Below are 10,642 nucleotides of genomic sequence, written 5' to 3' on the forward strand. Positions count from 1 at the left end.
CTGCAAGCCGACGACCGGGGCGCACCGCACCCCGGTCGTATCAAAGAATTACAGCTTCACCCAGCCGCCATTCTGCTTTGACGAGGCGATGCAGGCCTCTACGAAGGCGACGCCTTTGACGCCGTCGTCGATGGTGGGGTAGGTGACCGCCTTGTCCAGCGCCGTGCCGTTACGCCGTGCATCGATGGCGTTTGCGGCTTCGGTGTAGATTGTCGCAAAGGCTTCGAGGTAGCCTTCCGGGTGGCCGGAGGGGATGCGGCTGACGCGGGCGGCAGATGCACCGGCACCTGCTCCACCGCGGGTGATCAGCTGCTTGGGCTCGCCAAGTTTGGTGAACCACAGGTAGTTCGGATCGGCCTGCGTCCATTCGATGCCAGCCTTGCTGCCATAGATGCGGACCTTTAGACCGTTTTCATTGCCTACGGCAACCTGGCTGCACCACAACAAGCCCTTGGCAGGCGCTTTGCCATCGCTGGCCTTGAAGCGCAGCATGACGTGGGCGTTATCATCAAGACGACGCCCTTCCACGAAGGTGTGGACGTCTGCGGCGAGTTCTTCGGTTTCGAGGCCGGAGATGAAGCAGCCGAGATTGTAAGCGTGGGTGCCGATATCGCCGGTGGAGCCGCCTGCGCCGGATTGCGCCGGGTCGGTGCGCCACACCGCCTGCTTGGCACCCGTCTGTTCAACGGGTTCCGCCAGCCAGTCCTGCGGATATTCCATCTGCACCAGCCTGATGTCACCCAGCGCGCCGCTTTCCACCAGTTCCCGCGCATGGCGCACCATCGGATAGCCTGTGTAATTATGCGTCAGCACGAACAGCGCATCGGACGTGTCCGCCACCGCTTTCAGCTTTTTCGCATCGTCCAGATTGGAGGTCAGCGGCTTGTCGCAGATGACATGGATGCCGCGTTCCAGAAACGCCTTTGCTGCCGGGTAGTGCACATGGTTTGGCGTGACGATGGCGACGGCCTCGATGCCATCTTCGCGGCCTGCTTCCTTTTCGGCCATCTCCTCGAAGGAGCCGTAGCAGCGGTCCTCGTCCAGTCCCAGTTCCAGACCGGATGCCTTGGATTTTTCAGGGGTGGATGACAAAGCGCCTGCCACCAACTCAAAGCGGTTGTCCAGCCGTGCCGCCATGCGGTGCACGCCGCCGATGAAGGCGCCTGCGCCGCCACCCACCATGCCAAGGCGAATGCGTTTGCTCGCCTTGTCGGTCGTCTTTCCTTCAATAGCCATGAAATGTCCTCGAAATGATTTATAGGCCCAGCATGCGGCGGTTGGCGGCATCGTCCGTGCCGCTTGAAGCGAAGTCGTCGAAGGCCTTTTCGGTCACGCGAATGATATGCGCCTTGACGAATTCAGAGCCCTCAGCCGCGCCGTCCTCCGGGTGCTTCAGCGCGCATTCCCACTCCACCACGGCCCAGCCATCAAAATCATTGGCGGCCATTTTCGAGAACACGGCGCCGAAATCCACCTGCCCGTCGCCCAGAGACCGGAAGCGACCAGCGCGGTTGACCCAGCCCTGATAGCCGCCATAAACACCCTGACGACCGGTGGGGTTGAACTCCGCATCCTTGACGTGGAACATCTTGATACGGTCTTTGTAGATGTCGATATTGTCGAGATAATCAAGGCATTGCAGCACGTAATGCGAGGGATCGTAGAGCATATTGGCGCGTTTGTGGTTCTTCACCCGCTCCAGGAACATCTCGAAGGTCACGCCGTCATGCAGGTCTTCGCCGGGGTGAATTTCGTAGCAGACGTCGACACCCTGCTCATCGGCATAATCGAGGATCGGCGTCCAGCGCTTGGCCAGTTCATCGAAAGCGGCTTCCACCAGACCGGCAGGGCGCTGCGGCCATGGGTAGATAAAGGGCCATGCCAGCGCACCTGAGAAGGTGGCATGGGCATCGATGCCGAGATTGCGCGATGCCTTCAGCGCCAGCTTGACCTGCTCGACGGCCCATTCCTGACGCGCCTTGGGGTTGCCGCGCACTTCGGGTGCTGCAAAACCATCAAAGGCTTCATCGTAAGCAGGATGCACGGCCACTAGCTGGCCTTGCAAGTGAGTGGAAAGCTCCGTCACCTCGACGCCGTTACTCCGGGCCACACCGGCGAACTCGTCGCAGTAGTCCTTGGATTCGGCTGCTTTTTTCAGGTCGATCAACTGTCCGGCCCATGTGGGCACCTGCACACCGAGATACCCTTTATCAGCCGCCCATTTGGTGATGCCGTCCCACGTGTTGAACGGCGCAGCATCGCCCGCAAACTGACCGAGGAAAAGCCCCGGCCCCTTGATCGTCTTCATGAATTGATCCTCCTGCATCGATACAGATAAGTGGTTTGAGCCTCCACTCACCACCGCCGCTCAAGCTAACCGCTGAATATTTTCGTGCAACCCTCAATCAACCGCCAGGCATGATAATTTGCATCTTCACTTCGCCCGCGGGAGCAGATGCGGCGAGATCGAAGGCCTTGATGCTGTCTTCGAAATCGAAGGTGCGGGTGATGAGTGCGGAGACGTCGATGGCACCGGATGCGAGCATATCGACGCAGCGGCCAAAGACGTTGGCGTAACGGAAAACATGCTCGACCCGCGCTTCACGAATTTGCGCTGCCACCACGTCATAGGCCACAAGCTTGGTCGGCATGCCGACGAACACCACCATCCCGGCAGGTCGCAGCGGCTCGAACACGCGGGTAATGGCCGCTTCCGCACCGGAGCATTCGAAAATGACATCCGCACCCCAGCCGCCGGTGGATTTCAGCACCTGTTCGGCAAGATCATGCTCGCGGACATTGACGGTTTCGACCGGGCCTAGACCACGGGCCATATCCAGCTTCACCGGATCGACATCCGACACGATCACGCGTGCACAACCGGCAGCAAGGGCGGCCAACACGGTAACGAGACCGATGGGACCGGTACCGATGACGACGGCGATATCACCCGGCTTGACCTTGGCCTGAGTAGCCGCCTGTACGCCGACTGCCAGCGGCTCCACCATCGCGCCCGCTGCAAAGGAGACATTGTCGGGCAGTTTGAACGTATAGGCAGCCGGGTGAACGACCGATGCGCGCAACACGCCGTGGATGGGCGGCGTTGCCCAGAAGCGCACCGCAGGATCGAGATTGTAATGGCCGATGCGGCTTGCGCGGCTGATCGGGTCGGGAATGCCCGGCTCCATGCACACGCGGTCCCCCACCGACAGGTTGGTTACGGCGGAGCCAATCTCGGTTACGGTACCAGAGGCCTCATGTCCCAGAATCATCGGCTCGCGCACCACGAAATTGCCGATGGCACCGTGGGTATAATAGTGCACGTCGCTGCCGCAGATACCGACGGTATGGATGGCAATGCGCACATCATGCGGCCCAACCTGCTCTTCCAGCGGAAACGGACGCAGCGAAAGCTTGCCGATTTCCTCCAGAACGAGTGCGCGTTCTTCGCCGGGTTTCACCTGTGATTGCATTGCATTCTCCTCGACTCTCAACAGCATCTGCTTAGATAACAAAATCGCGAAGACGGCGAAGAAGCAAGGTTTAAAAGCAACTTTTAGAGAGTGAGCATGTTTGCGTTCCAGACACCCACCGGAGGAGACCGACACATGTTACTGACCAGACGCGCCATCATGGCGGCCACAGCAGCCACTGCCGCAGCATCCGCCCTTTCCGCGCCGTCCATCGCACGCGCCGCCCTGCCATTGAAACAACCGGCCTTGCCATTTGCGGAAGATGCCCTTGCTCCGCACATTTCGGCCAAAACCGTTGGTCTGCACTACGGCAAGCACCACAAGGCCTATTTCGACAAGCTCAACACGCTGGCCAAGGGCACACCATACGCCGATATGGAGCTGGAAGAGATCGTCAAGGCTTCCGCTGGCAAGACTGCCGACAAGAAGATTTTCAACAACGCCGCCCAAGCGTGGAACCATGTGGTCTATTGGGATCAATTCGTGCCCGGGGGCCCGAAAAGACCGGATGGCAAGGCCGCAGAGGAGCTCAGCGCGGCATTCGGTGATTACGACGCCTTCATCGCCAAGGCCGTCGCCACGTCAGACGAAGTCTTCGGCACAGGCTGGGTGTGGCTGACGCGCGATGATCAGGGCAAGCTGGCACTTGTGGGCTATGAGGATGCCAACAACCCGGTTGCCGTCGGTCGCGCGGCTTATCTCGGCATCGATATCTGGGAACACGCCTATTACGTGGATTATGAAAACCGCAAGCCAGAACACATCAAGGTCGTGCTGGAAAACCTCGTAAACTGGCGGGTCGTGGGCGACAAGATCGCTAAGGCGTAACACCCTCGAAAAACGTCTATAGCGCACAGCGCCCCGGTTTCGCTGGGGCGCTGACGTAAACTTGAGGCGTCAGCCGCTTTTTCCTTTCTGCCGATTTCGCGCCCGCGCCGACCGGGAAAACACAGTGTTTTCGACCAAAAAGCAGTGGTTAAATACTGTTGCAGGAAACATATGATTCTAATCCCTGCGCCTAAATTAGTATCAAAATCGCCTGAAGTTGAACATTTGGTCAAAAAACCACCTGAATCGTTTCGGTTGGCCGCTTGAGTATGTGCAAAGTTTCTTATAACCAAGTTGCATCGGTAGTCGCAGAATAAGCGAGCCGGATACAAAAATTGGGAGCTCTTTGATGAGATACAAACTTGGCCTAATCGCTGCAGCCTTGCTTTCGGCGACGTGCTTTGCACCTGCCGCTGCAAGCGCAAAAACCTTCGTATATTGCTCTGAAGGTTCGCCGGAAGGTTTCGACCCCGGTCTCTACACCGCCGGCACCACATTCGATGCCTCGGCCCACACCGTTTACAGCCGCCTTCTGGAATTCGAACCCGGCACCACCAAGCCTGTTGCTGGCCTTGCTGAAAGCTGGGAAGTTTCGGAAAACGGCACCGTCTACACCTTCAAGCTCCGCAAGGGCGTGAAGTTCCAGACCACAGAATTCTTCACGCCAACGCGTGACCTCAACGCTGACGACGTCGTGTTCTCCATCGAGCGCCAGATCAAGACCGACAACCCATGGCACCAGTATGTTCCAGGCACGTCCTGGGAATATGCCGAAGGCATGGGCTTCCCCAAGCTGATCAAGTCGGTTGAAAAAGTCGACGACATGACGGTCAAGTTCACCCTGAACCGCCCGGAAGCACCGTTCCTCGCCAACATCGCGATGCCGTTCGCTTCGATCATGTCGAAGGAATACACCGACAAGCTGGCCGCTGAAGGCAAGCAGGCGCAGTTGAACCAGATGCCAGTCGGCACCGGTCCCTTCGCTTTCGTCGGTTACCAGCAGGATGCCGTCATCCGCTTCAAGGCCAACAAGGACTATTGGGGCGGCGCGCCAAAGATCGACGATCTGGTTTTCGCCATCACCACAGATGCCGCCGTTCGTTTCCAGAAGCTGAAGGCTGGCGAATGCCACCTGATGCCTTACCCGAACGCTGCCGACGTGAAGTCCATGAAGGAAGACAAGACCCTGACGGTTATGGAGCAGGAAGGCCTCAACGTTGCCTATCTCGCCTACAACACCACGCAGGCTCCTTTCGATAAGCCGGAAGTCCGCAAGGCGCTGAACAAGGCCATCAACAAGAAGGCCATCGTTGACGCCGTGTTCCAGGGCATGGCCACGCCTGCCAAGAACCCGCTGCCGCCAACCATGTGGTCCTACAACGACAAGGTTGAAGACGACACCTACGATCTGGAAGCAGCCAAGAAGATGCTGACAGACGCAGGCGTCAAGGACCTGTCCATGAAGGTCTGGGCGATGCCGGTTTCGCGTCCGTACATGCTCAACGCCCGCCGCGCTGCCGAAGTCATCCAGGATGATTTCGCCAAGATCGGCGTCAAGGTCGAGATCGTTTCCTACGAATGGGCCGAATATCTCGACCGTTCGAAGGCAAAGGACCGTGACGGTGCCGTGTTCCTCGGCTGGACCGGCGACAATGGCGATCCGGACAACTTCCTCGACACGCTGCTCGGCTGTGATGCCGTTGGCGGCAACAACCGTGCTCAGTGGTGCGACAAGGACTTCGACGCTCTCGTGAAGAAGGCCAAGATCACTACCGATCAGGCAGAACGCACCAAGCTCTACGAAGAAGCTCAGGTCGTGTTCAAGAAGCAGGCACCTTGGGCCACCATCGACCACTCCCTGTCCGTCGTTCCGATGCGCAAGGAAGTCACTGGTTTCGTCCAGAGCCCGCTGGGTGACTTCACGTTCGAAAACGTGGATATTGCCGAGTAACAACCCGACGCATAGAAAAATGCCGCGTGTCTTGTCTCAAGGCGCGCGGCACTTGCGTTTTGAACAACAAAAGTAAGAAGCAGGCCGCAAAGGTCGCTACCCGCGCATAGGTTCCGGCCGGAACAGATCGAAGGTTTCTCATGATTGGCTTTCTCGTGCGGCGCATTGCCGTGCTCATCCCGACATTCATCGGGGTTTCCATTATCGCGTTTCTGTTCATTCGGCTTTTGCCGGGCGATCCGGTCGCACTTCTGTCGGGCGAACGTGTCATGTCGCCCGAGCGTCATGCGCAGATCAGCGCGGCACTCGGCATGGACCGTCCCATGATCATCCAGTATCTGGATTACCTCAAAGGTATCCTGATGGGTGATTTCGGCACGTCCATCGTGTCCAAGACGCCTATTCTCACGCAGTTCAAGGCACTGTTCCCGGCCACCGTGGAACTGTCCTTCTGCGCCATGATCATCGCCATCGCCATCGGCATTCCGGCAGGCGTCATCGCGGCCATCAAGCGCGGATCGATCTTCGATCAGGGCGTCATGGGCGTGGCACTTGTTGGCTACTCCATGCCGATCTTCTGGTGGGGTCTGCTGCTGATCATCCTGTTTTCCGGTATCCTGCAATGGACACCGGTCTCGGGACGCATCTCGCTGATGTTCTATTTCCCGCCTGTCACCGGCTTTATGCTGATCGACTCGCTGCTGTCTGGACAGAAGGGCGCATTTGCGTCGGCGCTCAGCCATCTGGCGCTGCCATCCATCGTGCTGGCCACGATTCCGCTGGCGGTCATCGCCCGTCAGACGCGCTCTGCCATGCTGGAAGTGCTGTCGGAAGACTATGTGCGCACCGCCCGCGCCAAGGGTCTTTCACCGTTCAGAGTGATTGGCATCCACGCGCTGCGCAATGCCATGATCCCCGTCATCACCACCATCGGCCTTCAGGTCGGCGTCATGCTGGCCGGTGCGATTCTTACCGAAACGATCTTCTCCTGGCCCGGCATCGGCAAATGGATGGTCGATAGCGTCTTCCGCCGTGACTACCCTGTCATTCAGGGCGGTCTCCTGCTGATTGCGGGCATCATCATGGTCGTCAACCTCATCGTTGACCTCATGTATGGCCTCATCAATCCGCGCATCCGGCATTAAAGAAGAGGATCGTTTCATGGCCGATACCGCCATCATCAAAAAAGCCGAGCCGGTTTCCTCTTCCGCCATGCGCAAGCAGATGCTGAAGGAATTCTGGTTCTATTTCTCCGAAAACAAGGGCGCCGTGATCGGCCTCTATGTTTTCGTCGCCCTTGTGATCGTCGCAATTCTGGCGCCCGTCATCGCACCGCATTCGCCGTTCCAGCAGTACCGCGATTTCGTTCTGCTGCCGCCCGCGTGGATGGAAGGCGGTAATCTTTCCTACCTTCTGGGCACCGATCCCGTCGGTCGCGATATTCTGTCGCGTCTGATCTACGGTGCGCAATATTCGCTGTTCATCGGCGTTTTCGTCACCACACTGTCGCTCTCCACCGGCGTTATCATCGGCGTTCTCGCCGGTTATTATCGCGGCTGGCTCGATACGGTCATCATGCGCCTGATGGATATCATTCTGGCCTTCCCGTCGCTGCTGCTCGCGCTCGTTCTGGTCGCGATCCTCGGCCCGGGACTGACCAACGGCATGATCGCGATTGCGCTCGTTCTTCAGCCGCATTTCGTGCGCCTGACCCGTGCTGCCGTGATGGCGGAAAAGTCCAAGGACTACGTGACCGCTTCGCGTCTGGCCGGTGCCGGACCGCTGCGTCTAATGTTCCGCACCATTCTGCCCAACTGCACGGCACCGCTCATCGTGCAGGCAACGCTGTCGTTTTCGAATGCCATTCTCGATGCCGCAGCACTCGGCTTCCTCGGCATGGGCGCACAGCCGCCTGCACCGGAATGGGGCACCATGCTTGCCGAAGCGCGTGAGTTCATTTTGCGCGCATGGTGGGTCGTTACTTTCCCCGGCATTGCCATCCTCGTGACCGTTCTCGCCATCAATCTGGTGGGTGATGGTCTGCGCGATGCGCTTGACCCGAAACTGAAGAGGTCCTGACATGGCACTTCTGCAAATCGATAATCTCGTCGTCGAGTTCGAAACCGCCACCGGCTGGTTCCGCGCCGTCGATGGCATCTCCGTCTCCGTCGAAAAGGGCGAAGTTCTCGCCATCGTCGGTGAATCCGGTTCCGGCAAATCGGTCTCGATGCTGGCCGTCATGGGGCTTCTGCCCTGGACGGCGAAGATCACTGCCGACCGCATGCTGTTCGAAGGTCGCGACATCCAGACACTGACCGCTGCCGAACGCCGCAAGCTCATCGGCAAGGATGTCGCCATGATCTTCCAGGAACCGGTGGCGAGCCTAAACCCGTGCTTCACGGTCGGTTTCCAGCTGGAAGAAGTTCTGCGCATCCACATGGGCATGGATAAGAAAACCCGCCACGCCCGCGCCATCGAACTCTTCAAGCTGGTCGGTCTTCCCGACCCGGAAGAACGGCTCAAGCACTTCCCGCACCAGATGTCCGGTGGCCAGTGCCAGCGCGTGATGATCGCCATTGCCATCGCCTGCAATCCGAAGCTCCTGATTGCCGACGAGCCCACGACCGCGCTCGACGTGACGATCCAGAAGCAGATCCTCGATCTCTTGATGAAGCTTCAGGCCGAAAACGGCATGGGCCTCATCATGATCACCCACGACATGGGTGTGGTGGCGGAAACGGCAGACCGCGTGGTGGTGCAGTACAAGGGTCGCAAGATGGAGGAAGCCGACGTGCTTTCGCTGTTCGAGAACCCGCAGAGCAACTACACCAGGGCGCTTCTGGCAGCACTGCCTGAAAACGCGACGGGTGATCGCCTGACCACCGTGTCGCAGTTCTTCGATGGCACACCGACACCGGCCCCATCAGTTGCGGGAGAAACAGCATGACCGGCAACAACACCATGCTCGAAATCCGCAATATGAAGCGGGATTACCATATGGCAGGCGGCTTCATGAAGCCTTCCAAGACCATTCACGCCGTCAAGGGCGTGTCCTTTGCGCTGGAAACCGGCAAGACGCTGGCCATCGTCGGCGAAAGCGGCTGCGGTAAGTCCACGCTGGCGCGCATGTTGACCTTCATCGATGAGCCGACTTCCGGCGAGTTGCTGATCGACGGCCAGAAGGTCGATACCCGTCCCGGCCATCTGACGGCTGAAATGCGCCAGAAGGTGCAGATCGTGTTCCAGAACCCCTACGGCTCTCTCAACCCGCGCCAGAAGATCGGCGACGTGCTGGGCGAGCCGCTGCTCATCAACACCAAGATGTCGGCTGCGGAGCGTCGCGAGAAGGCAAACGAGATGCTGGTGCGCGTGGGTCTGGGGCCTGAACACTATAATCGCTACCCGCACATGTTCTCTGGCGGCCAGCGCCAGCGTATCGCCATTGCGCGTGCGTTGATGCTGAACCCGAAGCTCCTAGTGCTGGACGAGCCTGTCTCGGCGCTCGACCTTTCGGTTCAGGCGCAGGTGCTCAACCTGCTGTCCGACCTTCAGGACGAGTTCGGCCTGACCTACGTCTTCATCTCCCACGATCTGTCGGTGGTGAAGTATCTCGCCGATGAGGTGATGGTGATGTATTTCGGCGAAGCCGTGGAATACGGCACGCGTGAAGAGGTGTTCAACAACCCCCAGCACGCCTACACCCGCACCCTGTTCGCCGCCACCCCTAAAGCCGACGTGGATTCGATCCGCGCCCGCATGGCAGCGAAGAACATGGCCAAGGCTGGTTGAGGGATAGGAGGAGCCCGGTTATGGCCGGGCTCTGATGTTGGGGTGGTTGTGGGTTATGCCTGCTGTCCGCCGACTAGCAACATTAGCTGCCGTCAGCCTCTGGCTCGTCCCTGATATCTGCCACGTCGTATCCGCAGAAGCGTGATTAGATCCTCGGGACAAGCCCGAGGATGGCGGAGGTAGTGGATGTTTTGGACCTTAGTCAGGCGATGCACCATCACCCTCCCGAAATCTCACGCAAGCCCTAGATCACCGGATAAAGCGACCAGAAGAACAACTCGTGTTCCTGATCCTTGTCGTGCTGTTCCGACTCGTCCCTGGTTTTCGTTTCCGTGGTGAAGCCGCGCTCGCGGTTGAGCTTGTCTTCCTGGGCCTTGCGACCAAGTCCGAACAGGTCGAAGGATAGCATATTGAAGCCAGCAACCATTTTTGTCCCTCTTCGTCACAGTGTTTAACGAGAGGTAAAGTTTTGCGCGTTGCCACGTTTTCGTCAAGATTGCCGATGGAATTAGTCTGTTACTCCTGTGGATGAGTTGAAGGATTTCATTCTTGAAAAGCGCTAATATGCGAAGATTCATTCCGACTTCGCGAAATGCCGCTC

Annotated in this window: 10 protein-coding genes; 6 read left to right on the plus strand and 4 right to left on the minus strand. The window is 58.6% G+C overall.

Annotated features, from left to right (window positions below; all coding sequences use genetic code 11):
- Window positions 1–48 precede the first annotated feature (48 nt).
- The 3 genes from HRR99_RS20820 to HRR99_RS20830 form a co-directional block, all read right to left on the minus strand.
- Window positions 49–1,236, minus strand: coding sequence for a Gfo/Idh/MocA family protein (locus tag HRR99_RS20820; RefSeq protein ID WP_233124716.1), 1,188 nt, complete (start codon window positions 1,234–1,236; stop codon window positions 49–51).
- 19 nt (window positions 1,237–1,255) lie between these two features.
- Window positions 1,256–2,308, minus strand: a complete 1,053-nt coding sequence (locus tag HRR99_RS20825; RefSeq protein ID WP_233124717.1) for a sugar phosphate isomerase/epimerase family protein — start codon at window positions 2,306–2,308, stop codon at window positions 1,256–1,258.
- Between the two features lie 97 nt (window positions 2,309–2,405).
- A complete protein-coding gene (locus HRR99_RS20830; protein ID WP_233124718.1) occupies window positions 2,406–3,473 on the minus strand; it encodes an NAD(P)-dependent alcohol dehydrogenase in 1,068 nt (355 codons plus the stop codon).
- A 135-nt stretch (window positions 3,474–3,608) separates the two neighbouring features.
- Between HRR99_RS20830 and HRR99_RS20835 the strand changes: the two genes are divergently transcribed.
- From HRR99_RS20835 to HRR99_RS20860, 6 genes are all read left to right on the plus strand, one after another.
- On the plus strand, window positions 3,609–4,301 hold the full coding sequence (locus HRR99_RS20835; RefSeq protein ID WP_233124719.1) for a superoxide dismutase: 693 nt from the start codon (window positions 3,609–3,611) through the stop codon (window positions 4,299–4,301).
- Window positions 4,302–4,650: 349 nt separating this feature from the next.
- Window positions 4,651–6,252: an ABC transporter substrate-binding protein gene (locus HRR99_RS20840; RefSeq protein ID WP_112499325.1), complete on the plus strand. Its 1,602-nt coding sequence runs from the start codon at window positions 4,651–4,653 to the stop codon at window positions 6,250–6,252.
- A gap of 140 nt (window positions 6,253–6,392) precedes the next feature.
- Window positions 6,393–7,397 (plus strand): ABC transporter permease subunit, encoded by a 1,005-nt coding sequence (locus HRR99_RS20845; protein WP_111841689.1) that lies wholly within the window; start codon window positions 6,393–6,395, stop codon window positions 7,395–7,397.
- Window positions 7,398–7,464: 67 nt separating this feature from the next.
- On the plus strand, window positions 7,465–8,331 hold the full coding sequence (locus HRR99_RS20850; protein ID WP_422387372.1) for an ABC transporter permease subunit: 867 nt from the start codon (window positions 7,465–7,467) through the stop codon (window positions 8,329–8,331).
- Between the two features lies 1 nt (window position 8,332).
- Window positions 8,333–9,199, plus strand: coding sequence for an ABC transporter ATP-binding protein (locus HRR99_RS20855; protein WP_233124720.1), 867 nt, complete (start codon window positions 8,333–8,335; stop codon window positions 9,197–9,199).
- Window positions 9,196–10,041, plus strand: a complete 846-nt coding sequence (locus HRR99_RS20860) for a dipeptide ABC transporter ATP-binding protein (RefSeq protein WP_111841691.1) — start codon at window positions 9,196–9,198, stop codon at window positions 10,039–10,041. Before HRR99_RS20855 ends, HRR99_RS20860 begins: the two co-directional genes overlap by 4 nt.
- 244 nt (window positions 10,042–10,285) lie before the next feature.
- Here the strand turns inward: HRR99_RS20860 and HRR99_RS20865 are convergent, their stop codons facing one another.
- Window positions 10,286–10,468 (minus strand): hypothetical protein, encoded by a 183-nt coding sequence (locus tag HRR99_RS20865; protein ID WP_233124721.1) that lies wholly within the window; start codon window positions 10,466–10,468, stop codon window positions 10,286–10,288.
- Between the last annotated feature and the right edge of the window lie 174 nt (window positions 10,469–10,642).

The sequence above is a fragment of the Agrobacterium vaccinii genome (genome assembly GCF_021310995.1).
Taxonomy (GTDB): Bacteria; Pseudomonadota; Alphaproteobacteria; order Rhizobiales; family Rhizobiaceae; genus Agrobacterium; species Agrobacterium vaccinii.

Bases quoted from the DNA above. Each gene is read 5' to 3' on its own strand.
- HRR99_RS20835 (WP_233124719.1), top strand. From the start codon at position 3,609: ATGTTACTGACCAGACGCGCCATCATGGCGGCCACAGCAGCCACTGCC.
- HRR99_RS20855 (WP_233124720.1), top strand. From the start codon at position 8,333: ATGGCACTTCTGCAAATCGATAATCTCGTCGTCGAGTTCGAAACCGCC.
- HRR99_RS20850 (WP_422387372.1), top strand. From the start codon at position 7,465: ATGCGCAAGCAGATGCTGAAGGAATTCTGGTTCTATTTCTCCGAAAAC.
- HRR99_RS20840 (WP_112499325.1), top strand. From the start codon at position 4,651: ATGAGATACAAACTTGGCCTAATCGCTGCAGCCTTGCTTTCGGCGACG.
- HRR99_RS20820 (WP_233124716.1), bottom strand. From the start codon at position 1,236: ATGGCTATTGAAGGAAAGACGACCGACAAGGCGAGCAAACGCATTCGC.
- HRR99_RS20825 (WP_233124717.1), bottom strand. From the start codon at position 2,308: ATGAAGACGATCAAGGGGCCGGGGCTTTTCCTCGGTCAGTTTGCGGGC.
- HRR99_RS20830 (WP_233124718.1), bottom strand. From the start codon at position 3,473: ATGCAATCACAGGTGAAACCCGGCGAAGAACGCGCACTCGTTCTGGAG.
- HRR99_RS20845 (WP_111841689.1), top strand. From the start codon at position 6,393: ATGATTGGCTTTCTCGTGCGGCGCATTGCCGTGCTCATCCCGACATTC.
- HRR99_RS20860 (WP_111841691.1), top strand. From the start codon at position 9,196: ATGACCGGCAACAACACCATGCTCGAAATCCGCAATATGAAGCGGGAT.
- HRR99_RS20865 (WP_233124721.1), bottom strand. From the start codon at position 10,468: ATGGTTGCTGGCTTCAATATGCTATCCTTCGACCTGTTCGGACTTGGT.